This is a genomic window from Amaricoccus solimangrovi, assembly GCF_006385685.1.
GTDB lineage: Bacteria > Pseudomonadota > Alphaproteobacteria > Rhodobacterales > Rhodobacteraceae > Amaricoccus > Amaricoccus solimangrovi.
On sequence record NZ_VFRP01000027.1, the window covers coordinates 25,085 to 50,735 of the forward strand.

Below are 25,651 nucleotides of genomic sequence, written 5' to 3' on the forward strand. Positions count from 1 at the left end.
GGCGCGAATTGAAAGTAACCATATGCAATTGGGACCTCAAGGCTTGTCGCGCGCCTCTTGCGCGGCTGGCGAGTGCATGTAGGCTGGCAGCATCCCATGTCGGGAACCGATATGCATTCACAGCAAGACAACGAGACGTTCCGGGCTCGCTATCGAACAGACGACGATGCGGTGACCTTTCTCCGGCTTTTTCCAGAGCGCGGACATGCTGTCGAACTCGCGCATGACCTCAGCGAGCTCCGCCGCCAGGCCGACCATGCCATGCGGATAGCTGCCGGCTATTGGCCTCGCGATTTCGCGGAATCCTGCGGGTTCGACTACCGCTGCTTCGTCTACGACCGCTATGCCCCCAATGCGTTCGCGGCCTTCCGCGAAGGTCGGCACTGGATCGGGCTGTCCAGCGGGCTTGTCTACGTCATTGCCGAACTGGCCGTGCGCGCCGCCGCGGCCGCGGACATACCCGGTAGCTCGCCCTGTGCCGCCGAGCCAGACGCCCATCGGGGCTTCGGCTTTCGCTTTAGCGACGAGGCGTTTCGGGGCGGTCAGGAGGAGACCGCTCGGTTTTTCCGGCAAACCCAGGATTTCGATCAGGCGCGGATGCGGGTAATGAACGCGATCTGGTTGGATGCGCAGACGCTGGTGTGGAGGCATGAGTTCTTTCACGCCTCGCTGGGTCATACGCGGTTCGCGGACCACGCGCTCGGGCTCGGAGCCCTGGACGAGGATGCGGCGCCGCCGGACAATCCAGATGGTTTCGAGATCCTGCGGGCCATGGAGTTTCATGCGGACTGGGCTGGTTTTGGATCAATGATCAAGGCGAGCCGGTCCGGGCTCGACCCGGTCGGCAGCGATCTGGTCAAGCGGTTTGGCCTGCGATTCCGGGTAGCTGTCATGACCGCCGCCGTCCTGTTGCTGCCCTTGTTCTTTCGTGTAGCGGAGGATCACGCCCCCTCTACCGCGCGGACCCATCCCCACGCCGCGACCAGGCTTCAGATCTTCCTGCTTCGGGTGTCCGACATCGACGAGCCGAACGAGCGTGGGATCTGGGAGGCCGGAGCGCTGGATGCGATTGGGTGGCTCGTGAGCTATGCCCGGCGGAACAGTGAGTTCTCGGCCATTGCCGGGATGCTGGACGACGCGACGTGGAAAGTCGCGAACCGTGAGCGGCAACGATGCATAGATGTGTTCGATGCCTTGCAAGAGGTTCTCGGCCCTTACGCGGTCCTGCCCTTGGGGCACCCGCATCAAGGCGATATCGCGCCGATCCCGACAGACAGCGATGGTGCGTGATCCGGGGGTGGCGATGACTCGCCTGGGCAGAGGTATTCTGTCGCTCGGCGCGCCGGTGGGGCGGTTCGCGAGCCGGCGCGCATGATTGCCCTGGAACGGCTCGAGGCGATGGACAGCGCACTGCGTGAATTCTCCCAGGAGTTCAAGGCGCGGGCGCGTACGGGACCGGATACTGCGACGAATGACTGAGCCCTTGTCCTCCGCCGCGCAGATGATGGAAGCGCTCTCCCGCTATCTTGAAACCGGCTTCACCCCCGTACTCGCCCCGTCGCTGTCCATCGGCTTCGAGGTCGCCAACGTTGAGCGGTTCAATGCGTCTGTGGTCATGGCGGACGAGACCCGATTTGAAATTTCCACGCACCTTGGCTGCGCGACGGTACTTGAGCATTGCATTGCAAGCATGGAGACGTCCGGCTTCCTGTCGAGCCATACAGGCCTCGCGGCGGTTCTTTTTGGTTCGGCCGCGGAGACTGAAGAGTTGCACCGCGTGCTGCTGCACTTCGCGGCTCTATTCGTGCAACTGCATGAGTTCGCGCATATTCTGTGCGGTCACCTGAAGTATTGCGACGCCAAGGGGTTGCTAAAACGCACTGGAGCGGGTCTTCGCCTCGACGAAACCGGCGCGGATGGCCATTCGCGGAAGGTTGAGGCTGGAGAAATCCCTTCGGATTGGCTCAAGTTGATCGAGCTGGAGGCCGACAGCATGGCCTTCGAGATGCTCCTCGGGTTTTCCTACGAGTTCCTGCTGGCCGGGGATGTCTTCGCTGAGAAGCTTCGGCGGGAGGCGGACCCGGACCGCCTGTCGGCGCGAATGACCCACACTTTGGGCGAGATTGCCATTACGGCGGGGGCGGCGGTCTTCTACCTGTTGGAGATGGAGCGGGAGGGGCGGGACGCCTATCCCCTGCCGGAAACGCGTCTGCTGAATATTCTGAACGCATGGGTGCAAAAGACGTTGCTGCCAGAAGGGGGCGGGCGCGGGTTGGTCAAGGTGCGCCTCGACGACGGGCTGCGAGAGGCACTGGCAGACCGGATCGTGCCCTCGTGTTTCACGGCAGCGCAATTCGGCGTGGCCTGTGCCGAGGCCTATCCGGAGCTGCCCGCTACCGGGCGGGGGCGGATCAGCTTTGACGAGGCGGCGCTGATGGACGGATTCATCAACGGTCTGCTCGGCGAGGCAACAAAGGGCGCGTCGGCGGGGCAGCGGGAGCTTGCTGCCCTCCAGCCGCGTCTCGCGGCGTTCCAGTTGCAGTTGACGCGCCACCCGCTGGGAACGTGAGGCATCGCAATGTTGCGAACCCATCTGGCTGAACTGTACCTGATGTCTGCCACGGACATGTTCCTCGACGCGCAGCCGCAGCTTGACCGGGCGCAGCTGTCAATCGGGTATCAGTTCGCAGACTTCTGGGGGATGGCTGCGGCTTGTAATTCCACAGAGACGGCGGGAAGTATCCGTGTGGATGTGACGATCACTCAGAAATGTCTCGAGAATCTTTCCGCCGATCTTGATCTCGATGACGAAAGCGTGAACGCATTCTTCGAATGGCGCCTGAATTGGCTGGCTTGGCACGAAATCTCCCATTGGTTCCTCGGGCATATCGAATTCTACCGTAAAATGAGGTGGCTGAGCGATGTGGGGCTCTGCGAAGCTCGCATGACCGGCGTGCGCGCCGCGCCGGTGAAACCGGAGGACGTCCGCCATCCCCTCGCTCATGTGGCTGAGCTTGAGGCCGACGCATTCGCCGTACGCCGTCTCTTTCACCTGATGTCACAGATTCCGCAGAATGACGCGGAGCATGGCGACGCCCCCGGCGATGACCTGCAATACTGTTACTATACAGTCATGACTACCATCTGTTGTTTTTTCGCGGATGGGCAAGGCCTTGGCGATGGGCCGTTCCATCCCTCCTGGCAGGTGCGGTCCCTGAACGTGTTCACGTCGCTCTTCGGAGCGTATCTGGAGCGTATCGGCGTTGATCCCAAGGGGCTACTTGGCGGAGATGTTTCGGGCTTGAGGCATCATGCGAGTCGTTTCATGGATACCGGCATTCAACCCGTAATCGACGGGATCGAATATTATGCGCGGTCTCTGGGCATTGACCAGCGGATCCATGGCGACGACGGTGACGGGCTGTTCGCTCCCGGGGCATTGCTGGACGTCTTCACGGGCGTTGAAGACAACGCAATTGTTGCTCAGTATCTCACGCTCTTGCGTGCGCACAAGGACCTCGTGAGCCGGACGCGCCGCGCTCGCCTGCGTCACGGACACGACGGTGAGCCCGCTCAAATTCAAACCGGGCCGTGGAAGCGCCCTGGGTTGATCGGTGGCTCCAATTCTTGAATATCGGTCCTGGTCAAGCTCGGTTTGGGGCGCAGGTCCTGGATGGCGAGCGGACCCTCGGGCTCGTCGCGGCGAACGATCCATCTCTCGTCCGTCATCGCGCTCTCCTTCGGGTTCGGGGGTGTTCGTCCCATCCCGCCGGCTCGCGGCCGTCGCCGGGGTTCCAGGCCAGCCAGGTGAGCAGCGCCGCGCGCAGGCTCGGGTAGATCCAGCGATCCCAGGGCTCCGGGTCGCCGATGCCGCCAAGCGCCAGCGCGAAACCGTCGCCGGCGGCCGCGACAATGGTGAAGAGCCGGGCCTCCGGGAAGAGCCGGGCGTGCAGCGTGTCGGCCTCGCCGAGCAGCCGCGCGCGGAAGACCGCGTCGCGCGCCCGGGCGAGCGACGGGTGGACCACGGTCATAGCCGGCACGCCACTGAATGCGGCGCGTCCTCGGCGAACCGCGGCGGCAGGACGAGCCCGCGCCCCGCGGGGGCCTCGTCTATCGGCTCGAGCGCGGCGCGGGCCGGCGCCCCGTTGATCGGGATCGGCTCCGGCTCGTCCGAACGGATCCCGAACCGGCGCGCGGCAGAGCCGGGCGGCCGGCCGAGGATCGCCCACATGCTCATCGGCCCGCCTCCGCCCGCGGCGCGACGAGGCCGCGCCGGAGCTGAGCGCGGTAGTTCATTGCGTTCCGGCTCGGGCAGGCGGGCCCCACCCGGCTCCCCGCCGGCAGGTTGGTGATCAGCCGGCGTTCGGTCCCGAGCGCGGCGTAGACCTTCCAGTGCCGCGCGCCATTCTCGATCTCGACCCGCATCCCTTCCCCCTCCGGCATCGTCTCGATCTCGACGATCCAGTCGCGCAGTGTTCGCGTCAGCCGCGCGGGCCGTCTGATGACGCGCGCTCGGCCATCAGGCGCAGCAGGTCGGCCTTGCGGTACCGCGGTTTGTCGTCCTCCATCACGAAGGGCACGCGTGGCGACTTGCCCGTCCTGCGAGCCCGACCCCGGTCCTGGTCGAGCGAGCCGACCGTGCAACTGAGCAGCCTCGCCGCCTTGGCCTGCCCCCAGATCGTTGGCGCCATGCGGCAGATGCATGGCGAGGTTGCAAAGCTGTGTCTTCTCTCTGGCATGCCAGATACGTAAGTTGCTGGCGGAGAATGACACCGGAAAGGTTATAAAAATGATCGCCGATACTTATCACGAAGTCCCGCGCAATCGTGAGTTCGACTCCCGGAAGCCGGCCAAGCAGGTTCGCGCCAGCGACGCGATCATCGGCTGGTTCGCGCATTACGCCTCGTTCCTGGCGGGCATCTGGGGCAAGGACACCGCGCCCCTCGTCTGATCACCGGGGCTTGGCGGCTCGGGGTCCTTCTCCGCGCTCCCGGGAGGCGCCGGGGAGGAAGCCATGAACCAGGGCAGCTTCATGTTCCTGAAATAATGGTTGATCGGCGCCGGCGCGGACCCCTCCGCGCCGCCCCGACAAAGGGGTGGTCAGCTTTTTCGACCACCAGCACGACACAGCACTTCCTTACCCTCGCATGCCGGTCCGCGGCGGCCTGTCAGGCGCTCGCCCAAGGGTCCAGGACAATCGCTCCCGTATCGTCGAAATCCTTGACGTTGCGGGTGACAACAATGAGATCATGCACGATCGCCGTGGCCGCGATCAGCCCGTCGATGTCGCCTCGGGGCCGGATGGCTGCGATCCTGCCCCACTCCACGGCGACCGCGGGCGTGACAGAGAGGACGCGGTCGGAGAAATCGCGGCGCAGGCTGGCAAGCCACTGCGCGAGATGGGCGGCCGCGCGCGGATCCCGCCGGCGCCGAAGTTCGATACCGCGCATGATCTCGCCAATGGTCAACACGCTCAGGTAGATCGCCGACGGATCGGCTTGGCGCAGCCAGGATACCGCTTCCGCGGTCCCTCGCCGCGCTTCCGAGACGATGTTCGTATCCACCAGAAACATCAGAGCGCCGGTGCCCGGCTAGGCGACTTGTCGCGGCGCTGGACATCGTCGACGAGATCGTCGTCCCAGGTCGGCCCGCTCAGCAGGGCATCGATCATGTTGGGAGTTCCAGCGCGCAACGCGGTGTATTCCTCGGCGGACAGCACGACGACGGCTGGAACTCCGCGCAAAGTCACCACCTGAGGTCCTTCTTCGCGCGCGCGTCGAACGACCTTCGAGAACTGGTTCTTTGCATCCTGAAGTGGCCAATCCATCGTGTACCCCCTCTCTGTCTAGACAGGCTAGACTGTAAGCCATGTTGCTAATGGCTTCAAGCGGTCTGTGTCGGTCTCCTGTCCGGCTGAGCTTGCCGCGACAGACCGTCTGGCTCGGGTGGAGCCGGGGGTTCGCGACAATCGCCATCACTCGGGACGCGCGACGCGCCAGTCATCGTCCAAATCGCTCCATCGCCGGAGGGAAGAGGCTTCCCCGAGCGGCGGATCGCCGACCTCGCTCGCCCGGCGGAGCACGGCCCAAGTCTGCCACCATTCGGGCTCAGGCGCCGCTTCTCCGCTCGGTCAGTTCGCGCATCTCGGCCAGGACGTCGGTGTGGGAAGCTGGCGAGCGATCGTCCTCGAACGCCTCGCGGACCTTGGCGCGGGTCCGCCGCGAGCCCCGGCGGGGAGGCCGCCTTCCCGGGCCACCCGAGCGAGGAGGATGCGGACCGCGTCCGATAGCATGAGACCGACTTCGGCCAGAGCCTTCGCAGCCTGAGGGTAAACGGACTTCGTCTTTCATGGATAGCCGCTCTCCGGCCTTCGGCCTGCGCGCTCGCCGCGATGCGCCGGGCTTGCGATCGGGAACCGCCGGTTCCCCCATGCAAGAGGCGCGGCGCGGTCTCCCCAACCTTCCTCCGCCTTCGGCTCCGTGCAGGCCGGGAGATGCCCCACCGCGCCCCGCCTCTTGCATGGGACCCCCTCCGGCCCTCGCCGGGAGGCAGGCTTTCAGGAGAGGGCCGCGTCGCGGTCCTCGCCTGAAACCCGCCCCGAGTCTGGCAGTGACCGACCGGGAAGCAAGGAGAGCCAGCATGACCATCCTCGAGATCGAACGCGGCGACGAACAGGCCCGCCTGATCGCCGAACAGAACGATCGCTTCCGGACAAGCTGGGGCGCGGATGCCTCGGTGCCGGGCCGGATCGTGATGACGCCCGGTGTCGCAGACCTCGGACCACTCGCGCTGCTTCGGCTGATCGTCGCCGTCCGGAACTTCGACGCGTTCAGCGCGGACAACGACCCGTGGGGCCAGCGCGACTTCGGCATCGTCGCGGTGGGGCAGGGCGGTGAGACCGTCCGGGTCTACTTCAAGATCGATCTCTACGACGCCGACTACACCTTCGGCTCGGAGGCGCCGGAGGATCCGGAGCGGACCCGGCGCGTGCTGACGCTGCTCCTGCCGGAGGAATACTGATATGGCCGCCGACTGGCTCGCCGCGCGCCGGTGCGAGGCCTGGGCGCTGATCGGCCGGGGCGATGCCTTCGGCATCGGCCGCCGCTTCCTGATCCGGCACGGGCTCGTCTGAACCGGAAGGGCAGGGGGGCGATGCCCCCCACGCCCCACCAACCCCTTATCCGAATTCTCATGTCTCAACGGAGGCCAGCATGGCACTCGACCAGAACCCCACCGCCGCGATCCTCGCAACCGTCCCCGTCGCGCGGCTCTACGTCCACCCGTTCAATCCGCGCAGCGAGATCGACGAAGCGGGCATCGTCACGCTCGCCGAGAACATCCGCGCGCTCGGGCTGATCCAGAACCTCGCCGGGATCCAGGACGACGACGGCCGGATCGGCATCGTCGCCGGCGGGCGGCGGCTGCGCGCGCTCGAACGGCTCGGCGACGACCCGCGCTTCGCCGCGGTGCCGGTGAGGATCGCGCCCGATCTCGCGACCGCGCGGCTCTGGGCCGCGTCGGAGAACCATCTGCGCGTCGCACTCCATCCCGCCGACGAGATCCGCGAATACGCGGCGCTGGCCGGGCGCGGCGTCGTCGCGGCGGAAATCGCCATCGCCTTCGGCGTCACCGACGCGCATGTCCGACGGCGGCTGAAGCTCGCCGGACTGCCCGCGCCGGTGCTCGCGGCGCTGCGCGCCGACGAGATCAGCCTCGGCGCCGCCGCCTGTTTCACGCTCTGCGACGATCTCGATCATGCGCTCGGCGTGCTGGAACAGGCGCGGGGTCGGGGCTTCGACGCGCAGCGCCTGCGCCGCCTCCTGAAGCCGGCCGCGATCCGCGACACCGATCGCCGCGCGCGCTTCGTCGGGCTCGAGGCTTATCAGCAGGCGGGCGGCCGGATCACCCGCGACCTTTTCGAGGGCGAGGTCTATTGCGACGACCCGGAAATCCTCGACGCCTGTTTCGCGGAGAAGCTCACCGAGGCGGCGGAGGCGCGCCGCGCCGCCGAGGGCTGGAAATGGGTCCGGACCTTCGAGGAGCCGTACCTGCCCTACGAGGAGTCCCGCGCGCTCGGCGCGGCGCGGCTCTATCCGGTGCCGGGGGAACTGTCGCCCGAACAGACCGAGCGCTACGCCGCGCTGGCCGAGCGCGCCGAGGCCGAGGATCTCGACGCCGACGAGGCGGCCGAGCTCGACTGGCTGGGGGCGCTGCTCGATGGCGGCTTCACCGCCGAGCAGGTGGCGCTGGCGGGGATCGTCGTCTACGTCGGGCACGACGGCGCGCTGCGGACCGAGGCCGGGCTGGTGCGCGCGGAGGATCGCGCCGAGGCCGAGGCGGCCGGTCTGCTCGCGCCGTCGCGCCACGCCGACGACGCTCGGACGAAGTCGAAGTCGCCGCTCTCGGCCGCGCTCGCCGAGGATCTCGCCCGGGGCGCGCGCGGCGCGCGCCAGCAGGCGGCGCTGCGCGATCCCGATCTGATCCTCGACCTGCTCGCCTTCGAACTCTCCGGCCGGATCGGTGCCGCGCAGGCATTCGGGCTCCGCCGCGACATCGTGCCGAACCAGCCCGGCACCGCGACCGGCTTCGCGCTCGACGCGCGGCTGACCGAAGCCGCGCCGGCGCCGGAAAACCCGTGGGACTTCGACCGCGCCGAGGCGTTCCGCGCCTTTCGCGAGACCGGCGCGGAGCACACCCGCGCCGAACTCCTCCGCCACCTCGCCGGGCTGCTTGCCGTCTCGGATGAAAAGCTCGGCGCGTTGATCGACGCCGAGGCCGGGACCGACATCCGCGCGGTCTGGACGCCGACCGCCGAGAACTTCCTCGGCCGGGTGAGCGGCGCCTATCTCGACGCGCTCTGGCGCGAGTTGCTGGACCTCGCACCCGAGGCGCCGGCCGCGACCGCCTTCGCGAAACTGCGCAAGGGCGAGAAGGCCGCGCGGCTCGAGAGCCTCTTCGCCGATCCGGAGACGCGCGCCGCCCTCGGGCTCGGCGGGGAGCAGGAAGCGCGCGTCGCTGCCTGGCTGCCGCCGGAAGCGTTCTGACAAGATGGCCAGCGGGACCTCCCCGCTGGCCACGCCTCCGCTCCACGGAAGCCCGCGCGGCGCACCGGCTTCCAGAACCGCGATCCGGAGATCGCCTGATTGGCGATCGCGCCATGCGAAGGACGGGAGCGGGGATCGACGGGCCTTCGGCCCGCTCACCCCGCTCCCGGCACCTTTTTCCGTTTCCTGTCGCCCGCGCATTCGCGCGCGCTCGGTGGAACGCCGGCCGCTGGCCGTCGTTTCCGGCTCCCCGTGCCCTTGACCTGCCGCCTATGAGCCAGGCGAGGAGCCTTTTCCCGGTTGAGCCACGCCGCCTCGCCAATGGAAGGCGGCGCCGACAGGCGAAAGCGGGTCAGGAGTCCCGGCGGCCCGGCATCGGAAGGAGCGGCGGCGTGGCGGACAGGATCGACGTTCGGCGGGAGGTCCCGGAGCGCATCATCACCGTGATCGAGGCGGGTGCCTCGCGGGGACGTCCCGAGGCTCGCGTGGGGCGGTCCGGCTCAGACCACGTCATCCAGCGGGACGTCGAGCGCTTGCGCGATGCGCTTCATCGTCGCTACCGAGCCATTGCGCTTGCCGCTTTCGATATCGTGGATCTGGACCCGGTGCAGACCGGCGCGCCGCGCGAGTTCCGCGGCGGACAGGCCGCGCCATTCGCGCAGGACCATGACGGGGCTTTCGCCGGCGATGACGCGTGCGAGAACCGCGTGCGGCATGCCTTCGCCGCCATCCGCGATCGCGCGGTCGAAGGCCTTCACATCGGCCAGATCCTCCGCCGCCTCGAGCAGGCGCTCGTACTCGGCGCGGGGAATGGTCACCATTTCGTTCAAAGTCCGCCTCCCTGCGTTTCAGTCGTAGATGCCGCCGCGTGGACCCACATCGAGAACCTCGAGAACCTCGCCGTCCCGCATGATCACGCGCCAGTCGCCAACCCGAAGCCGGATACCGTCACGCCCCTGAAGCGCCTTCACAGTGTTCGCCTGCGCCACCGGGTCGGTGGCATAGGCCTCGATCTTGCCCATGATCCGCTCCGCCGTGGTGCGCGGCATCCGGCGAAGCGCCTTCCGCGCGGCGGGGCGGTAGGTGATCGGCTTCATGCACATATGTTAGCTATTGACTAACAGGTGGTCAATGGCCGGCGCGATCAGGCGCCCGCGCAGCTCGCGCGTGCCGAGCCAGCAGGTCCATCCGGAGATCGCCGTGCCGGCGATCGCGCCATCCCAAATGACGGGCGCGGGATCGACGGGCCTTCGGCCCGCTCACCCCGCTTCCGACACCGTTTCCATCTCTGATCCGCCCGAGCATCCGGGCGAACGCGCGTCAACCGGCGAGCGCCGGCCGCTGGCCGTCGGCTCCGCCGCCCCCCGTGTCCTCGGCCTCTGGCCTGCGGGCCGCGCCAGGGGCGCCTCCGCCCAGGTCTGACCCGCGCCCGCCCGGCCACGGGACGGGCCGCGCCCGCCCCGTTCCGCTCCCGGGAAATGCATGGACGCATTTCTCGGGAAGCAGACCGGGGAGGCGCCGCCCATCGGCGGAAGCGGGGCAGGGACCCCGGCCGCCCAGCATCGAGAGGATTGGAGACATGGCGGGCAGGATCGACGTTCAGCAGGCGGTCACGGATCGCATCATCGCGGCGATCGAGGCGGGAACCCCGCCCTGGCGCAAGCCCTGGACCGGCGACGCGGTCGGCGCCGGCTTTCCCACCCGCGCCTGTGGCGAGGCATACCGGGGCATCAACGTGATCCTGCTCTGGCTCGAGGCGCATGAGAAAGGCTACGCCTCGCGCTTCTGGTTCACCTACCGCCAGGCCCAGGCGCTTGGCGGGCAGGTGCGCAAGGGCGAGAAATCCGCGAGCGTGGTCAAGTTCGGCACCTTCGAAAAGCCGGGCGAGACACCCGACGATGACGCGCGCGCGATCCCGTTCACCAGGCTCTACGCCGTCTTCAACGCCGAGCAGATCGACGGCCTGCCGGAGGACTACTACCGAAGCGCCGAGCCGCCGCGCGATCTCGGCACCGAGGCCGATCCCGAACTCGAAGCCTTCTTCGCCGCCACCGGCGCGGTGATCGTCTCGACACCGGACCCGCGCGCCTACTATGATCCGAGGAGCGATCGGATCCACATGCCGCCGATCCGCACCTTCCATTCGATGGCCGGCTATTATGCGACGTTGGCGCACGAGGCAGTCCACTGGAGCGGCGCTGCGAACCGCCTCGACCGCCTCGCGAAGTTCGCCGACCGGAGCGCCTACGCGTTCGAGGAGCTCATCGCCGAGCTCGGCAACGTGATGCTCTGCGCCGAACTCGGGCTGACGCCGGATTTCGGGCAGAGCGCGGCCTATGTCGAGAGCTGGCTGAAGGCCTTGCGCGACGACAAACGCGCGATCTTCCGCGCCGCCGCCGAGGCGCAGAAGGCGGTGGACTACCTGCGCGATCTCGCCAGCCGCGCGGCGGAACGCGCGGTTGCCTGAGGCGGTTTTCATCCCGGGCGGCGGCGGGTATATCGCCGCCGCCCGGAGGAGGAGACAAGATGCGCGCGCATGTGTTCAGGAGCGAGGCGGGTTCTTACGCGCTCGCGACCGGGCGCGGCGCGGCGGCGCTGCCCGCGCGCCTCGGCCCGTGGCGCCGGGAGCGGGAGATCGTGATCGACGGCGGCGACGCCGGCCGGATCGGCCTCGCGCCCGAGCAGATCGAGGCCTTGCGTCGAGATGGCGTCGTGCTGCTCCCCGGTGGCCTGATCATCGACGACTGATCCGCGCACGCTCCGCGCGGCGGCGGCCTTTCGCCGCGCGCCGGGCAACGAGACACTCCGGAGCGCGGCGGGGAATATCGCTTGCCGAGTAGATTGACGGTTGACGCGGACTCGCCAATGCGGGAGCACCGCGAAATCATCAGCTTCAACCCCAAGTGGTGAAAAACCCCACGCACGTCTCCGCGCGGCCACGTCCGCGCGGCTCCGGATGAAAGGCCCCCGCGATGTCCCGCGAACTCTCCCTCAGCATCACCGTCGATTGCGATCCGGCGCGGCCGCTCGGCGGCGCGGGCAGGGTGCCGGAACTGGCGCTGCTGCTCGAGGCGGACGGCTCCTGCCGGATCTCGGCGCGAGAGCGGCGACGCAACGCGCTCGACTATCCCGAGTCGGTCCGTTTCTTTCGCGATTTCGTCTGGCGCCAGGTGCGCGGGCAGGGCGCGCCGGTGGTCGGCGATCCGCGCAAGGTCGCGGAAATCGCCGCCCGGCTTCGCCCCTGGCTCGCGCGGGTCCATGCCGGGCATTCGCTCGCGCCGCGCGGCGCGATCCTGCTCGGCGAGCTGACGCCCGACGCGCAGCAGGCCAGCCAGCGGATCCAGCAGATGATCAACGCCGCCGACTGGACCGCCGCCGCCGCGTAGCAGCGCCTTTTCGCCCGGGACCGACGCGCGATCCGGAGATCGCCGTTCCGGCGATCGCGCCAATCCACGGACGGGACGACGGATCGGCGGGCCTCTGGCCCGCTCACCGTCGTCCCGGAGCCTTTCTTGTTGTGTTTGCCCGCGCTGCCGCGCGGGCGCGGGCGGTTGCCGGCCGATGGCCGCCTTCCCGCCGGTCCGGGGGTGTGGCGCGGCGCGAGCGGGAGTGCTTCCCGCGAGTGCATCAGCCCTCGCTGCGAGGAACCAGCACGGCGATCCCTTCGAGGTTCTTCGCGAGGTTCGGCACGCCCGCCTTCGCCAGCGCGGCGAGGTAGTCCGAGAAGCTCAGCGGGGGCGCGCGGTAGTGCGTGAAGTCCGCGATGACGGCGGCGGTGAACTCCCGGGGGGCGAGGCTGAACAGGTCCATCAGGAAGTCGTCGGGATGTCTCGTATGGAGACGAAACACCTCGAGCGCTTCCCTCGGGAAGTCCGCCTCGTTGAACGTGACGATCACGTTGGCCCGCGTCATGATCGCGGCTGCGACGACATGCCGGTCGTCTTCATCGGGAAGCACGATCCCGCCGACAAGAGCCTCAAAACCTTCGACCAGGCAATCCGGAACGGCGGCGTTCATCAGCGAGCGCGTGCGCGCCAGCTGCTCCCTAGCGAGGTCGGGTCGGTTCGCCAGCAGGTTCTCGATCCACTCGTCATGAACGAGGTCGCTCCAACGCGCTCGAAAGAGCTTGGTCTGGGCGAGGTTAGAGCACGAGGCTCCTGAGCCGCGCGCCGTAGAAGACATTCGCGTCGAAGAACGCGGTGAAGGTGGAGATCATTCCAGTCCGAGGCGCCTCGCTTCGTCGTGCAGATTCGCGAGCGCCGTTTCCTGCTCCACCGCGCGGCGGCGCTCATAGGCGACAAGGTCGGAAAACCGGATGCGCCGATGCGTGCCGACCTTCCGGAACGGCAGGTCGCCGGCCTCAAGCTTTCGGACGAGATAGGGGCGCGAGATGTTCAGGAAATCGGCCGACTGCTGGGTCGAAAGCTCGGCGTCGTACGGAATGATCGAAATCGGCGTTCGCCGCGCCATGGCCTCGAGGACGGCGTGGAACATCGCGACCGCCGCCGCCGGCAGCGGCACGACGATCCTCGCATCCTCGTTGTCGATCGAGATCTCGACATTCTGGTTGGCTTTCGCGACCGCGCGCAGGCGATCGGCGGCGGCGCGGGCGACGACGGCCTCGGCTTCGTCGGCCACGAACGGTTCGTGCGTCTGATCCATGAGTGCGAGCATCGCATGTTTCCTTTTCGCGGGCGGGCCCGTGGGTGGGAACCCCCACCCACTCCTCCTGTACTACCGATGCATATAGGGTGTCAGCAATCGAAATAAACGCAACAGGTCAGCCAAGCGCCCCACCCACGGTTCCAGGGTAGGCAAGCGGACTGGCGACTGGACCGCCGCCGCGTAGCCGCGCGCGTCCGCCCGAGACCGACACGCGAACCGGAGATCGCCGATCCGGCGATCGCGCCAATCCACGGACGGGACGACGGATCGACGGGCCGCTGGCCCGCTCACCATCGTCCCGGCGCCTGTTTCTTCAGTCTCCTCACCCGCGCCGCCGCGCGGGCGCGGGCGGTTGCCGGCCGATGGCCGCCGTCCCGCCGGACAGGGCCCAGGCGCGGCGCGAGCGGGGGCGAGGCGCGCGGAGACCACCGATATCGGAGCGCGCCTCGCCCCCGCGGGGGATCGGTGCAAGGCCAGCGGCGTTCAACAGCTGGCGCCGATCGTTCCGACCGAGCACGCCCCGTCTCGCCGTCCCCGCCGCGCTCGGCGTCACAGGCGCCGGGGCGGGCAGTGGGCCGACACTTCGGGAACGGCGGGGCTGGTGGGCTCAGCCCTTCGCGAGCCAGGCCGAGAGCGCGCTGACGGCGATGCGCTGCGCGATGAAGCCGTCGGCGCGGCGATCGTAGGGATCGATCCGGCGCCGGACATCGGCGACGAGCGCGTCGGGAAAGCGCCGGGTCGTGCCGAAGGCGCGGCCGGTGACGGGATAGGCGGGCTGGTCGAGCACGATGGCGCCGGCGCCATAGCCGCCGATCCAGGCGTCGAGCGCGGAGCTCAGGATCATGCCCATGGCATCGGCCTCGCCATAGGCGTCGATCAGCTTCGCGAACTCGCTCCCGGGTGCCGCGACCGGCACCGGTACCCGGAACTTGTAGACCTTGCGGCCGCCCGTCGCGCCGTCCGCCACGCGCCGCGCAGGCTTCCGCGGGGCCGCCTCGAGCGGCGCCGCCGGCTCCGGCGGAGGCGACGGGGAAGGCGACGCGGCGGGCAGCTCGCCGGGCAGCGCCGGCGCGGGCCCCGCTGCCTCCGATGGGATCGCCTCGGCCCCCAGCTCCGTGCCTTCGGGCGCCGTCGGCTGGTCCGGCAATCCGGCCTTCGCGCGGGACTTGTTGAGCTGGGCGCGGAGGCTGGCGTAGCTCGGCGGCTGGATCAGGCCGCTCACGCGCGCGCTGCCATTGGCATGGCGCCTCCGACCAGATCGAGCAGCTCCTCGGTCACCTCGCGCGCCTCGCCGATCGCGGCCATCAGGTGGTTCGCGAGCAGCCGCTTCGCTGGCGAGGCCGCCAGGATCTGGTGATAGCTCGCGAGCGGCCCGGTGATCTTGAGATCGGCGAAGGCGGCGCGCTCGGTCAGGTGCTTCTCGAACCGGGGCAGGGGGCGCACCGCCTCGAGGTTCGCCTGCTCGGTCGATTTGAGCCGGCTTTGCGGAAAGCGGGTGAACAGCAGCCGCGCCGGGATCGGTCGCCCGATGCCGCGCGCGAGCGTCTCGGTGACGAATTCCATCGTGGTGAGCGCCTCGTCGAGATCGAGCACGGTGAGCGCGGTCGGGATCACCACGAGCTCCGAATTCGAGAGCAGCAGGGTGTTCAGGTCCGAACCGCCGCCGGCGGTGTCGGCGAGCGCGAAGGCGCAGCCCGCCGCCTTCGCGGCGGCGTGCGCGCGCGCGACCAATTCCGGCGCGTCGCAGGTCGACAGCAGGCAGCGATCGCTCCAGGTCCCGATCGCCTCGGCATTCTCCTTCCAGCGCGCGAGCGGCGCGTTCTCGTCCGCCTCGAAGAGCGCGACCCGGTGGCCCTTGGCGAGCAGCATCGAGGCGATCGCCATCAGCGCGGTGGTCTTTCCGGCACCGCCTTTGAACGAGACGAAGGAGATCAGTTTCATCGGGCACTCCAGGCTTGGTCTTCGCCCCGGTTGTACCATCTGCTCGCGGGACGACAAGACCGCGCGGCTACAAAACCACGCGGCGACAGCGAGACAGCGCCACTTAGCAGCAGCGCGACGATCCCCCGATGCGCCGCTGCGCTACCACCGTATGGCGGCGGTGCTCCGGCGCCCCGGGACGTCGCCACTCCGGCACGCATTGGCGACGCCGCCCGAGCGCCTCGGGACCCGTCCGCGACGGGGCACCTTCGCCGCGACACCGCTCCACGCCGGTGCTTCGGCGACGCACCGCTTCATCGCTCCGTGCACGCAACGCGATAGTACTACGCCGCCACGCGAACGCGGAGCCCTGTGACCCTCGCCCCGCGCGGTCACAGGGCTAAATGACTGATTCATCGCGTGACTACGACGCTCGGTCGCCGCATCGCCACGCAGCCCGCGTGGCTTTGGCTGGAGCGAAGATAATCGCTTGAAGAGTGGGATTCGGTTGGGGTAGGGTGCGAGGCAGGATAATTGACTTTGTAGAACATCGCCGCCGTGCCCATCGATCCGCCCACCGACGTGCCTCCCCCAACCGACCATCCCGCCGCCGCGCCCGAGCCCGACGAGACGGCGCCCGCCTGGCGGAACCGCCGCCGGATCCGGGGCCGATGGCGCGATCCCGAGCAGGCGCGGAAGGCGCCGCGCGCCGACAAGCTGCTGTCGGTGCGCGTCACCGAGGCCGAGCTCGCGGAGCTCGACGCGCAGATCGCGGTGCTCGGGATCAGGCGCAACCGCGCGCTCCGGATCGCGGCGCGCCGGATCGGCGGCTTTCTCGAGACCGACGCGGGCGTCGTCGCCGAGCTGCGCGCGCTCAATCGCCAGATCGCCGGCGTCGCCACCAACGTGAACCAGATCGCCCACGCGGCGAACCGGACCCACGATCCGGACTATCGCGCCTTCCTGGCCGAGCGCGCCGAGCTCGGTCGCGTGCTCATCGAGGTGCGCGGCTTGCTCCAGCGCATGCTCGATCTCGGCGCGCGCCGCGAGGATGGCCTCGCCCGGCTGCGCGCCGCCGCGGCGATGGACGCCGCCGAGGACGACCCGACATGACCGCCGTCGCTTCGGTTCCCGAGCTGCTGCGCCGGGGCGCGGCGGCGCCACCCCACCTCTCGCCGGTCGACGCGGTGATGGGCGAGGACTGGGCGCGGCTGCGCCTCGGACGCGGCGCCGCCGCGCGCGAGGGTCAGGGCGGTGCCGGTCTCTCCGGGCGGCGGCGACGGGCGGCGATCGCCGGCGTGCTTTCGCCGAGCCCGCAGGCGATGGTGAAGCTGATCGGCACCGGCGGGGCGCGCAACGCGCGCGGGCTCGGCGCGCAGATGAACTATCTCGGCCGAAGCGGCGCGGTGGCGTTGCGCGCGTCCGAGAGCGGCTTCGGCGTCGAGATCACGGCCGGGGAGGCGAGCCGGATCGCCGCCGACTGGGGCATGCCGGAGGCCGATCGCGGCGGCCCGGACCGGACCTCGCATTTCGTGGTGAGCTTTCCGCGCGGCACCGATCCCGAGGCGGCCGAGCGCGCCGGCCGGGCCTGGGCGGCGGAGCTCTTCGACAGCGGCGCTTACGGCGATCGCTGGGACTACTACACCGCCTTCCACACCGACACCGCCTATCCGCATATCCACGTCGTCGTCGGCCGGCGCGGCCTCGACGAGGGCACCTGGCTCAGGATCTCGTCCTGGGGCGCGATCAGCTTCGACCGGCTGCGCGAGGTCCAGGTCGAGGTCGCGGCGCGCGAGGGCATCGCGCTCACCGGCACCGCGCGGCTCGCGCGCGGCGTGCACGCGCGCCCGGTGCCGGACGGCGAATACCGCCGGGCGCGGGCCGAGGGGCGCGATCCGGTCGCGCCGGAGCACAGCGCCGCCTCGGCGATCAGCACGGCGGCGGCGATCCTCGGCTACGCGCGCGCCTACCAGGGCGCGGCGGCGATCCTCGGGAAGGATGACACGGATCGCGCGCGCCAGCTCGAAGCGGCGGCGGCGACGATACTCGAGGGGCGGGCGCTGACGTCCGAGCGCGACGCCCTGGCTGATCTGACGACGAAGGAGGCCCTCGCGATGACGCGAACCATCGAAGCGAAGCAGGACGAGGCGCGGGAGAATTTCGCGCGGCTCGACCAGACGGTCGGGGAGATCCTCGACGCCGCGACGCGGAGCGGATTCATCCGGCGCATCGCCGAGCTGAAGGCCGAGGCGGCGCCGCTCCTGCGCGAGAACACGCCGTTGCAGCGCTATGGCGCCGAGGCCGCGCATCCGGACTATCGCGGCTTTGTGCCCGATCCGGGCGATCCGGCGGCGGTGGCGGCCCGCGCCGAGGCCGACGCGCGGCTCGCCCGGCTCGCCGAGCGCTTCGATCTCGATCCGGCGGCGAGCGTCGCGCGCCATGGCGCCGAGCGGGTCTCGCTCGGTCTCGGCCAGGACTACCGCACCCAGGAAATCATCGAACGCCAGCTCCGGCGCGACGCGCTCGACAAGCCTTACGAGCGTCCCGAGGTCACCAACGACCAGCTCCTCGCGTTCCACGCCGAGGCCCGCGCAATCTATCGCGAGGCGGAGATACGCGGGCGCGATCCTGCCGGCGAACTGTCGCGCGATCGGCAGGAGGCGGTCCGAGACGCCGCGACCAGTCCGAGCCAGCGCCGCGAAGATCGCGCCCCGACGCGGGGTGACAACGCGAGAAACATCGAACCACCCACGCCCTCGCGCGAGGCGTCCACCGAGCCGCCGGCGCGGCCGGTCCGCGCGCGCGACGACGACGAGAGGAGCCGGTGATGGGGCGGCGCAAGGAGGATGTCCTGCTCGGCTCGGCGCTCGGGCTGATGGTCGGCGCGCTGCCGGGCCTCTTCGCCGCCGGCGCCTTCGTCACCTGGCGCCTCGGCGGGGATCTCGGCGAGATCGGCCTCGGGACATTCCCGGCGCTGCTGCCGGATCTGGCGGCGCTCGGTGACTGGCCGTTCAAGTCCGGCGCGCTCGTTGGGCTCGGCACCGCCGCCGCCTCGGCGCTCGCCGGCGTGGCGCTGCTCTGGCGCGAGGAGCTCACCAGCCACGGCACCGCCCGCTGGGCCGAGCCGCGCGAGCTGCGCCGCGCCGAACTCCTCGCCCGCCGGGCCCGCGAGATCCGGGGACCGGTCTGGGGCAAGCTCGGGCGTCCGCGATCGCTCGCGGCGTATCTGAGCTCGGAGCGGATCGTCCATTCGCTGATCGCGGCTCCGACCGGCGCGGGCAAGGGCGTCGGCGTCGTGATCCCGACGCTGCTCACCTATCTCGGCTCGATCGTCGGCCTCGACATCAAGGGCGAGAACTACGCCAAGACCGCGCGGCGCCGGCGCCAACTCGGCGACCGGGTGTTCAGGTTCGCGCCCTACGCGAAGGACCGCCGCTCGCATCGCTACAACCCGTTCGACGAAGTCGCGGCGGCGCCGGAGCGGCGGCGCTTCGCCGAGGCGCTCCGCCTCGCGGGCAGCCTGATCGAGGCCAAGGGCAAGGGCACCGAGTCCTGGGTCGACGGCGCGCGCGAGATCTTCGCCGCGACCGCCGTGGTCGCGCGCGAGCGCGGCACGCCCACCATCGCCGCCGTCTACGATCTCCTGACCCAGGCCGGCGCGGCGACGGATCTGCTCGCGGCTCTCGCCGCCGCCACGAAATCCGGCGAGGCGCGCTCGGTCTTCAACCGCTTCGCGAGCCAGCCCGAAAAGGTGCTCGGCAGCTACATGTCGGTGATGTTCGACGGCGGGCTCCGGCTCTGGGCCGATCCGGACGTGCGCGACGCGACCGCCGCGAGTGATTTCGAGATCACGAGCTTCCGCTCCGATCCGGGATCGGTGTTCATCTGCGTGAGCCAGAAGGATCTCGGCGTGCTCTCGCCGCTCATCCGGCTCATGTTCCAGCAGATGTTCACCGCGCTGCAGGAGACCGAACGGGGCGAGAACGACAAGTTCGACGTGCTCTTCCTGCTCGACGAGTTCGCCTCGCTGGGCAAGATGGAGGAGATGAGCCGGGCGATCACCACGGTGCGCTCCTCGGGCGCGCATCTGATGCTGATCGTCCAGTCGCTCGCCAACCTCAAGGAGACGTATGGCGCCGAGGGCGCGGCAAACTTCATGGGCAACTGCGAGCTGCAGCTCTTCATGGCGCCGACCGACATGGACACGCCGCGCTACATCTCCGAGGCGATCGGCGACGCGACCCGCCGCGCCCGGGTCAAATCCTGGCGCCAGCGCGGCTGGGACGCGGCGACGATCCAGGAGCGCAACGAGGGCGCCCGGCTGATCCGACCGGAGCAGATCCGGCTGCTCGGCCCGGAAACCGCGGTCGCGCTCATCCGCGACCAGAACCCGGTCCGGCTCCACAAGGTCAGATACTACGAGGATCGCGCGCTGAAGGCGCTCTTCGCTGGGCAGCAGAGCGAGGCGATGAACGAGCCGCCGGAGATGGAGGCGACGCCGCTACCCGGCGAGGCACTGGCCGTCGACGAGGTGCCGGATGCCGGCCGGGAGCCGCCTCCCACTGCGGCCTCGGTGATCCCGACCCCGGTACCACCGTCCCCGCCCACGCCCGCCGGCGCCACATCGCCGGAGGTGCCGTCGGCGGAGGGGGGCGACGCCGAGACCGGGGAGGCCGCGACGCATCGTAAGCTCGACAGGCTCGTGTCCGATCAGCGCGGCATCGCCTCGGAGATGGCGAGCCTGATCAGCCAGGCGCGCGCGAACCTGCGGTCAAACCATTCGCCGGAGGAATGACGCAGGGGCGGGGCGCCGGCTTCGGCTGTCGCCCCGATACGGTCGGCCGCGGCGGCGGATGCCGACGGCCGCCGCGCCATCGATAACAAAAATTGCGCAATCTGTGCTGTCAGCGTAGAGTGAGCCGGACAGGAGGTCACACATGAACGTATCGATTGGCCCGCGTTGGGAGGGCTTCGTGGAGGGTGTCGTGAAGGACGGGCGTTACGGCTCGGCGAGCGAGGTCGTGCGCGAAGGACTACGGCTGGTCGAAGAGCGCGAGGCGAAGCTGGCCGCGCTGCGCCGGACGCTGGAAGCCTCCATCGCCGAGGGCGGCGAGGCGGAGTCGGACACGGTGCGAGCTCAGCTCGAGGCGAGGGCGAAGGCGCTGTCGGGCGAAGGATTCTAGTGCCGCGACTGGTCTATCTCGCCGCCGCCCAGCGGGATCCGCTCGCGATCCTGGACTACATCATCCGGGAAAGCGGCAGCCTTGCCGTCGGAGGCGCCTTCGTCGACCGGCTCCAGGCGCACTGCGAGAAACTGGCGTCGCTTCCGGGCACGATGGGCCGGGCGCGGCCCGAACTGCTCCCCGACATCCGAAGCTCGGCCTACGGGAGCTATGTGATCTTCTTCAGGTATCGCGACGAGGCGCTGGAGATCGTGAACGTGTTGGAAGGACATCGGGATATCGAATCAATGTTCGGGCAGCCGCCTCCTGACTAATGCGGGCGGAGGTCGCGTGAGGGCGGAGAGCAGTCGTCCGCTGCGCCGCAGCTGGATCGGCCACAAGGGCGAGAAGCAGTCGTTCTCCGCAGCCGCGGCACCGAATGGTCGTTTCTGGACGTGTGGAACGACATGCCATTGACCTCCGACCGGCGCCGCCCAACCTTATCCCCACGCAAAGTCCCAAATCCTTCCGATCAACCCGAAGGTGCCAATCCAGAATCAACCGGCTCCTAAAAGATGCCCCGGCGCTCACACCACTTGTCGCGCGACCGAGGCGATGCGGCGGTCGATCCCGGGCGTTTCGTCGGGATTCGAAAGCTGGACGGCGCGGAACACCTCGAGCGTGGAATCGATGGAGATTGGACGCGAGATATCCCGCTCTTCGAGAAGCAGCCGGAACAGCTGTATCTTGAAGATGAGGGCCCGGATCGCACGGGGCGACGCGGTATGTCCAAGCTCCCTGAAGTACTCTGGTGCCGCCATTCCGAGGCTCTCGACCTCCCGATCGGTGAAGCGAACTGGAGCGGTCTCCGCTTCGAGATAGGAACGATCGGAATCAAAACGGACATTGGCCGCCTCAGGCGGTGGCGCAAGCCTTTCCGCCAGTGCCCGCGCTCGGTCGAGGTTTTCATTGGCTTGGGAGCTGCGGCGGATCGCCTCCGCATGCCTTCGGCCATTGGCCTCAGGCGATCTGTCGCCGCCGAGGCCCTTGAACTTTGGGCGGCCGCTGCGAATCGTCGCCTCATCGAGAAGGGGCTCGGGCAGCTTCCCCTCCCCTGCAAGGGCCTCCTCGCAGTCAAGAGCAATGGAGGCAGCGTTCTTTTCACGGCGGTCCGCTGCCCGGCGTTCGAGATCCCGCAACCCCTCATTCTCGCGTCCGGCCAGCGCAATCGCAAGGTTCTCGATGTCGTCACGGCTCAGTCCCGGCACCCGGATATGACAGGCAAAGAGCTTATCTTTTTGTTCTCGAACGAGTTCATCTCGGAAGCGTGTCGCCGGGTGCTTCCTCGCCATCTCGGGGGCATCCGGGAAACCCGCAGTCCCCGCGTCCGTCCGCTTAGCGATCCACTCCTTGAAGCGTTCCGCGATCGCATGGTCGAGCTTGTCCTCGTCGACGAGCATGAGAACTTGGAGGCGCGCACTGATGACCGGATCGTCCAGCAGGAGGCGGGTGCCCTCAATCACGCCGAGCATCTCGTCGGGAGCACACCGGTCGATATCGTCGATGACAAGCAGCACCCTGTCTGGCCGACCTTGCGACATGAGCCGTGGACCAATTAGGATCGCCAGTGCTGAGATCGTCCAGCAGCCCCAGATAAGCCAGTTGGCAAGCCAATTCGTCTCGGCTGGGCCACTTCTGTCCGTTCCGAGCCCGCTCGGATTGGAGGCGGATACGGCTTCGGGAAGACGGCCACCGACCCGCTGTGACACCTCCGCGAAGAACCGTGACACCTCCGCGAAGAACGGGGCGAGGTAGCTGCCCCAGAAACCGGGTCCTCCCAAGTCCTTGCTCGGGTGCATCCCCTCAAAAAGGAAGCCCGCCGAAATCAAGGCTGCGAGCAGTACGACAGAAATCGGCTGAGCGAGCGAGGGGGAAGGATCGGCCGCCGCAGGATCCGGGTCCGGCGCCCTGCTATCCTTGGGTTCGCTGATCCGCCCTGATGTCCAGGCAACCAGCAGCGCGCGCACGTCGTCACCGATCAGGGCGAGCATTCCGAGCTTCTCCTGGTGCCCGGCGAGCCGCATATGTCGCGCGAAGAGTTCGCGCACCTTGGGGGCAACGCTGATTGCGACGCTCGCGAAATGTAGCAGGAAAGCGAACCCGACGAGGGAGCCGACCAGAATCGCGGCTCGCAGCATCAGTCCGAGTGGCAGTGCCGCGAGGCATATCGCGAGAAGCGCGAGAACGATCGGCCAGTAGCCCGACTTGGCGGCCGACGCACGCAGCGCCAGAGCGACCCGTGCCAGAACGCCTTTGTCCTGGCTTGCACGACTGACCAGGCTGCTATGGAGAAAGATCCAAGCCTCAGGCGAAGCTCTGTATTTCCATGCGTTGTGCTTGACGACAGCATACCGTGGCCAGCGGGCGAGCGGCCAGACGCGCCGGTAGCCATTCTGGCCGGGAAGATCGGGATCGATCATCGGTCCGAGCTGATCGGTGAGCGTGGTCTTTCCCGATCCCCACGGGCCGAAGAGGGCGAGCGTGAACTCTCCATGCGCGGATCGCAAGATGCGCGCAATGACACGCGCATGCTCCCGAACGTCGAGCCTGAGCTCATCCTCATGGGCCTTTCGCGCCATGTAGACTCTGCGCCGGCTACCGATCACATGCTGCGCAACGAAGCCTCCGAACCCGTACTCGCGAAGGGTTTCGGCTGCGCCCCCGGCATTATTCTTGAGCAACGTCTCGATCAGCGTGACAGCCTCGACTGGAGTACGCACCGCTGCCGCATTCAGAAGTCCATCCTTGAGCGCCGGGCTCAAGGCGACGCCAACGAGGTCGAATGAACTCAGCCCTTCGTATCCTTGCCATGGGGTTGGAAAGTGCTCCAAGCGGAATGCGAGGAATTTTCGTGTGCTCGAACTGTCCAATTCACCCCAGGCTCGTAGCGCAGCCAACTCCTGCGGCGAAGCCTCGGGCTCATCGCGTTCGATAGCAACTGAAATTGCGGCCACGACCAAGTTGAGGGGCATCACCCTTACCGACGGCTGCGGACCACGCCTTGCCGCCACGTTGTCATTGCTGTCGTCATCGTCGCCCGTGGAACGTTGTCGACGCACAAGACGGTCGGGAACGACAACGTCGGGCGTGGGGTGGTCGATGGTCTGCCTCGCAGCGCAAAGCAGAATGATGGCGGTCAGCGGCGCAAGACTCAGGCCGCTGAGTTCATCGACCAACAGCGGACTGACGGCGTCGAGGTAGCCGCGCGTGCCGTCCGTGGCGCTCTGTGTAGTGGCCATCGCCCCCCCGTCGTGCTTGTCCAGTTGCGGATTATAGTTGAGGTCAGGGTATTGGTCATTGACCTTAGGAAGCGCGGCCCTGGATCGGCAACGTAGTGTTGAGAGTCTACCGCGCTCTCCGACGTCCGCGACGGCGGGTAGCGATTCGCCCTTGGTAGCTTCGCCGAACGGCGGCAAATGGAAAATCGCGGCGCAACGACATTGGTCCGCTTAAATGACGGCTCTGCGCCGGGCCGGCGATAGCCGGCCCGGCCTTAGTCAAAGATCGATGGCCTCGGAGATGGTGAGGGCGTCGTCGAGGTCGACGCCGAGATATCGAACGGTGCTGTCCATCTTAGTGTGCCCGAGGAGGAGCTGGACGGCGCGCAGGTTGCCGGTCTTCTTGTAGATCTGGGCGACCTTGGTTCGGCGCATCGAATGGGTGCCGTAGGCGCTCGGTTCCAGCCCGATCGAAGTGACCCAGCCGCGCAGGATCCGTGCGTATTGCCGGGTTGAGAGATGAGGACTGCCGTGGAACCGGCTTGGCCAGAGGAAGTCGGCGCCGCGCATCTCGGGATTCGCGATCCAGTGCTCCAGCGATTGTCGCGTGGGTTCGGTGATCTCGAACCGGACCGGCTGACCTGTCTTGCGCTGGGTGATCGAGGCGCGCTCCCGCACGCGCCCCGCCGCGAACACGTCTCTTACCCTCAACCGGACGAGGTCGCAGCCACGCAGCTTGCTATCGATCGCCATGTTAAAGAGCGCGAGGTCGCGTGGCGTGTCGGCCATCTCGAGGCGCACGCGGATCGACCAGACGTGCTTGGGCTGGAGCGGGCGCTTCTGGCCGACGACGCGCCCCTTGTTCCAGGCGACGCGTTGAGGGCGAATGGCAGGCAGGAAATCCGTGGGCATGATCCAACCTCCGCCCTCCGACCCACCCGACTCCGGCCCGACGCCGACAGACGATCATACCGATCGGCAGCTTGCCGATAATCCCCAAAATAGCTAATATGGGGAGAGGCAGGAGGTCCCACATGAAGCAGTTTTCCTCGACCGAGTTAGCGAACCGCACCGGCGATGTGCTGGCCGCCGCGGCGGAGGCCCCGGTGACCATCGCCCGCCATGGCAAGCCGCGGTTCGTCATGCTGTCGACCGAGCAATATGACCGTCTGCGCCATCGCGGCGAAACCCGGCGATCCTTTCATGTCTCGGAACTCACCGACGCTGAGGCGGAGAAGTTGATCGGCGAGCTTCAGGACAGCATCGACAATGAATGACGCCAAGGGTCCCGCGATCGGGGACGTGTGGCGCTATCCCTTCCTCTGGAGCCGGGAAGCCTCCCGCGGCGAAACGGAGGGACGCAAGACGCGCCCGGTGGCCATGGCCTTGGTCACGCGCAATTCGGCCGTCGATTTGGAGGTGCTCATGGTACCGATCACCTCGCAACCGCCCCAGGACAATCCGTTCGCCATTCCCGTGCCCGATACTGAGAGCCGGACCCGAAATGAGTTGAGCGATATCATAGGGTTGTGATTCACGTCGGTTTGCGAAGACTGACGGAGATCCGATGCCCTGGACTGAT

Annotated in this window: 31 protein-coding genes; 16 read left to right on the forward strand and 15 right to left on the reverse strand. The window is 68.3% G+C overall.

From position 1 onward, the window contains the following. Nucleotides 1-96 precede the first annotated feature (96 nt). From FJM51_RS19245 to FJM51_RS19255, 3 genes are all read left to right on the forward strand, one after another. Nucleotides 97-1,290 carry a phage exclusion protein Lit family protein gene (locus FJM51_RS19245; protein WP_140455763.1) on the forward strand — a complete coding sequence of 398 codons (1,194 nt, stop codon included), beginning with the start codon at nt 97-99 and terminating at the stop codon, nt 1,288-1,290. Nucleotides 1,291-1,471: 181 nt separating this feature from the next. Beyond that, nucleotides 1,472-2,569, forward strand: coding sequence for a hypothetical protein (locus tag FJM51_RS19250; protein ID WP_140455764.1), 1,098 nt, complete (start codon nt 1,472-1,474; stop codon nt 2,567-2,569). A 9-nt stretch (nt 2,570-2,578) separates the two neighbouring features. Next, the gene (locus FJM51_RS19255; protein ID WP_140455765.1) at nt 2,579-3,631 is read left to right on the forward strand and encodes a hypothetical protein; all 1,053 of its coding nucleotides are present in this window, start codon (nt 2,579-2,581) and stop codon (nt 3,629-3,631) included. Between the two features lie 94 nt (nt 3,632-3,725). Here FJM51_RS19255 and FJM51_RS19260 read toward each other — a convergent pair whose 3' ends face one another. The 4 genes from FJM51_RS19260 to FJM51_RS19275 are packed head-to-tail and all read right to left on the reverse strand — an operon-like array spanning nt 3,726 to nt 4,691. Continuing rightward, nucleotides 3,726-4,031, reverse strand: coding sequence for a hypothetical protein (locus FJM51_RS19260; RefSeq protein WP_140455766.1), 306 nt, complete (start codon nt 4,029-4,031; stop codon nt 3,726-3,728). Next, nucleotides 4,028-4,237 (reverse strand): hypothetical protein, encoded by a 210-nt coding sequence (locus FJM51_RS19265; RefSeq protein WP_140455767.1) that lies wholly within the window; start codon nt 4,235-4,237, stop codon nt 4,028-4,030. Before FJM51_RS19265 ends, FJM51_RS19260 begins: the two co-directional genes overlap by 4 nt. After that, nucleotides 4,234-4,443 carry a hypothetical protein gene (locus FJM51_RS19270; protein ID WP_140455768.1) on the reverse strand — a complete coding sequence of 70 codons (210 nt, stop codon included), beginning with the start codon at nt 4,441-4,443 and terminating at the stop codon, nt 4,234-4,236. Before FJM51_RS19270 ends, FJM51_RS19265 begins: the two co-directional genes overlap by 4 nt. A 38-nt stretch (nt 4,444-4,481) precedes the next feature. After that, nucleotides 4,482-4,691 carry a hypothetical protein gene (locus FJM51_RS19275; RefSeq protein ID WP_140455769.1) on the reverse strand — a complete coding sequence of 70 codons (210 nt, stop codon included), beginning with the start codon at nt 4,689-4,691 and terminating at the stop codon, nt 4,482-4,484. A gap of 98 nt (nt 4,692-4,789) precedes the next feature. On the opposite strand from FJM51_RS19275, the gene FJM51_RS23875 reads away from it, so the two are divergent. Then, nucleotides 4,790-4,951, forward strand: coding sequence for a hypothetical protein (locus FJM51_RS23875; protein WP_181164639.1), 162 nt, complete (start codon nt 4,790-4,792; stop codon nt 4,949-4,951). Between the two features lie 217 nt (nt 4,952-5,168). On the opposite strand, the gene FJM51_RS19280 is transcribed toward FJM51_RS23875, so the two are convergent. The 3 genes from FJM51_RS19280 to FJM51_RS19290 all read right to left on the reverse strand — a co-directional run bounded on the left by FJM51_RS19280 (nt 5,169) and on the right by FJM51_RS19290 (nt 6,292). Further along, nucleotides 5,169-5,573: a type II toxin-antitoxin system VapC family toxin gene (locus FJM51_RS19280; protein WP_140455770.1), complete on the reverse strand. Its 405-nt coding sequence runs from the start codon at nt 5,571-5,573 to the stop codon at nt 5,169-5,171. Further along, nucleotides 5,573-5,827 (reverse strand): type II toxin-antitoxin system Phd/YefM family antitoxin, encoded by a 255-nt coding sequence (locus FJM51_RS19285; protein WP_140455771.1) that lies wholly within the window; start codon nt 5,825-5,827, stop codon nt 5,573-5,575. Before FJM51_RS19285 ends, FJM51_RS19280 begins: the two co-directional genes overlap by 1 nt. Before the next feature lie 303 nt (nt 5,828-6,130). Further along, the gene (locus tag FJM51_RS19290) at nt 6,131-6,292 is read right to left on the reverse strand and encodes a hypothetical protein (protein ID WP_233713189.1); all 162 of its coding nucleotides are present in this window, start codon (nt 6,290-6,292) and stop codon (nt 6,131-6,133) included. Nucleotides 6,293-6,639: 347 nt separating this feature from the next. Here FJM51_RS19290 and FJM51_RS19295 point away from each other — a divergent pair, with 347 nt between their 5' ends. After that, entirely contained in the window at nt 6,640-7,020 is a 381-nt protein-coding gene (locus tag FJM51_RS19295; RefSeq protein WP_140455772.1) for a DUF3768 domain-containing protein, read from the forward strand. Between the two features lie 191 nt (nt 7,021-7,211). Then, a complete protein-coding gene (locus FJM51_RS19300) occupies nt 7,212-9,044 on the forward strand; it encodes a ParB/RepB/Spo0J family partition protein (protein WP_140455773.1) in 1,833 nt (610 codons plus the stop codon). A 500-nt stretch (nt 9,045-9,544) separates the two neighbouring features. On the opposite strand, the gene FJM51_RS19305 is transcribed toward FJM51_RS19300, so the two are convergent. Both FJM51_RS19305 and FJM51_RS19310 read right to left on the reverse strand, forming a co-directional pair. Beyond that, nucleotides 9,545-9,865 (reverse strand): helix-turn-helix transcriptional regulator, encoded by a 321-nt coding sequence (locus tag FJM51_RS19305; RefSeq protein WP_140455791.1) that lies wholly within the window; start codon nt 9,863-9,865, stop codon nt 9,545-9,547. A 27-nt stretch (nt 9,866-9,892) separates the two neighbouring features. After that, nucleotides 9,893-10,141 carry a type II toxin-antitoxin system RelE family toxin gene (locus FJM51_RS19310; protein ID WP_140455774.1) on the reverse strand — a complete coding sequence of 83 codons (249 nt, stop codon included), beginning with the start codon at nt 10,139-10,141 and terminating at the stop codon, nt 9,893-9,895. 482 nt (nt 10,142-10,623) lie between these two features. Here FJM51_RS19310 and FJM51_RS19315 point away from each other — a divergent pair, with 482 nt between their 5' ends. The 3 genes from FJM51_RS19315 (at nt 10,624) to FJM51_RS19325 (ending at nt 12,430) form a co-directional block, all read left to right on the forward strand. Beyond that, a complete protein-coding gene (locus FJM51_RS19315; protein WP_140455775.1) occupies nt 10,624-11,511 on the forward strand; it encodes an ArdC family protein in 888 nt (295 codons plus the stop codon). Between the two features lie 59 nt (nt 11,512-11,570). Then, a complete protein-coding gene (locus tag FJM51_RS19320; protein WP_140455776.1) occupies nt 11,571-11,792 on the forward strand; it encodes a hypothetical protein in 222 nt (73 codons plus the stop codon). Nucleotides 11,793-12,016: 224 nt separating this feature from the next. Further along, nucleotides 12,017-12,430 carry a hypothetical protein gene (locus FJM51_RS19325; RefSeq protein WP_140455777.1) on the forward strand — a complete coding sequence of 138 codons (414 nt, stop codon included), beginning with the start codon at nt 12,017-12,019 and terminating at the stop codon, nt 12,428-12,430. Nucleotides 12,431-12,671: 241 nt separating this feature from the next. On the opposite strand, the gene FJM51_RS26000 is transcribed toward FJM51_RS19325, so the two are convergent. From FJM51_RS26000 to FJM51_RS19345, 4 genes are all read right to left on the reverse strand, one after another. Beyond that, on the reverse strand, nt 12,672-13,001 hold the full coding sequence (locus tag FJM51_RS26000; RefSeq protein WP_438502768.1) for a VapC50 family PIN domain-containing toxin: 330 nt from the start codon (nt 12,999-13,001) through the stop codon (nt 12,672-12,674). 255 nt (nt 13,002-13,256) lie between these two features. Beyond that, nucleotides 13,257-13,682 carry an excisionase family DNA-binding protein gene (locus FJM51_RS19335; RefSeq protein ID WP_181164640.1) on the reverse strand — a complete coding sequence of 142 codons (426 nt, stop codon included), beginning with the start codon at nt 13,680-13,682 and terminating at the stop codon, nt 13,257-13,259. A 634-nt stretch (nt 13,683-14,316) separates the two neighbouring features. Then, nucleotides 14,317-14,931, reverse strand: coding sequence for a hypothetical protein (locus FJM51_RS19340; protein WP_140455779.1), 615 nt, complete (start codon nt 14,929-14,931; stop codon nt 14,317-14,319). Beyond that, on the reverse strand, nt 14,928-15,650 hold the full coding sequence (locus FJM51_RS19345) for a nucleotide-binding protein (protein WP_181164641.1): 723 nt from the start codon (nt 15,648-15,650) through the stop codon (nt 14,928-14,930). The genes FJM51_RS19340 and FJM51_RS19345 overlap by 4 nt, the downstream gene beginning before the upstream one ends. 537 nt (nt 15,651-16,187) lie before the next feature. Here FJM51_RS19345 and FJM51_RS19350 point away from each other — a divergent pair. The 5 genes from FJM51_RS19350 (at nt 16,188) to FJM51_RS19370 (ending at nt 21,126) form a co-directional block, all read left to right on the forward strand. Then, nucleotides 16,188-16,742 carry a DNA mobilization endonuclease VirD1/MobC family subunit gene (locus FJM51_RS19350; protein ID WP_233713190.1) on the forward strand — a complete coding sequence of 185 codons (555 nt, stop codon included), beginning with the start codon at nt 16,188-16,190 and terminating at the stop codon, nt 16,740-16,742. Beyond that, on the forward strand, nt 16,739-18,457 hold the full coding sequence (locus tag FJM51_RS19355) for a relaxase/mobilization nuclease domain-containing protein (RefSeq protein WP_140455781.1): 1,719 nt from the start codon (nt 16,739-16,741) through the stop codon (nt 18,455-18,457). Before FJM51_RS19350 ends, FJM51_RS19355 begins: the two co-directional genes overlap by 4 nt. Beyond that, a complete protein-coding gene (locus tag FJM51_RS19360) occupies nt 18,457-20,424 on the forward strand; it encodes a type IV secretory system conjugative DNA transfer family protein (protein ID WP_140455782.1) in 1,968 nt (655 codons plus the stop codon). Before FJM51_RS19355 ends, FJM51_RS19360 begins: the two co-directional genes overlap by 1 nt. A gap of 142 nt (nt 20,425-20,566) precedes the next feature. Further along, nucleotides 20,567-20,812 carry a type II toxin-antitoxin system ParD family antitoxin gene (locus tag FJM51_RS19365; RefSeq protein WP_140455783.1) on the forward strand — a complete coding sequence of 82 codons (246 nt, stop codon included), beginning with the start codon at nt 20,567-20,569 and terminating at the stop codon, nt 20,810-20,812. Beyond that, nucleotides 20,812-21,126 (forward strand): type II toxin-antitoxin system RelE/ParE family toxin, encoded by a 315-nt coding sequence (locus FJM51_RS19370; RefSeq protein ID WP_140455784.1) that lies wholly within the window; start codon nt 20,812-20,814, stop codon nt 21,124-21,126. The genes FJM51_RS19365 and FJM51_RS19370 overlap by 1 nt, the downstream gene beginning before the upstream one ends. A 252-nt stretch (nt 21,127-21,378) precedes the next feature. On the opposite strand, the gene FJM51_RS19375 is transcribed toward FJM51_RS19370, so the two are convergent. Next, nucleotides 21,379-24,090, reverse strand: a complete 2,712-nt coding sequence (locus FJM51_RS19375) for a P-loop NTPase fold protein (RefSeq protein ID WP_140455785.1) — start codon at nt 24,088-24,090, stop codon at nt 21,379-21,381. Between the two features lie 258 nt (nt 24,091-24,348). Continuing rightward, complete coding sequence (locus FJM51_RS19380) at nt 24,349-24,981, reverse strand: tyrosine-type recombinase/integrase (RefSeq protein WP_140455786.1); 633 nt, start codon at nt 24,979-24,981, stop codon at nt 24,349-24,351. Nucleotides 24,982-25,103: 122 nt separating this feature from the next. Here FJM51_RS19380 and FJM51_RS19385 point away from each other — a divergent pair, with 122 nt between their 5' ends. Both FJM51_RS19385 and FJM51_RS19390 read left to right on the forward strand, forming a co-directional pair. Then, nucleotides 25,104-25,346: a type II toxin-antitoxin system Phd/YefM family antitoxin gene (locus FJM51_RS19385; RefSeq protein WP_140455787.1), complete on the forward strand. Its 243-nt coding sequence runs from the start codon at nt 25,104-25,106 to the stop codon at nt 25,344-25,346. Next, a complete protein-coding gene (locus FJM51_RS19390) occupies nt 25,339-25,602 on the forward strand; it encodes a hypothetical protein (protein ID WP_140455788.1) in 264 nt (87 codons plus the stop codon). The genes FJM51_RS19385 and FJM51_RS19390 overlap by 8 nt, the downstream gene beginning before the upstream one ends. Nucleotides 25,603-25,651 lie beyond the last annotated feature (49 nt).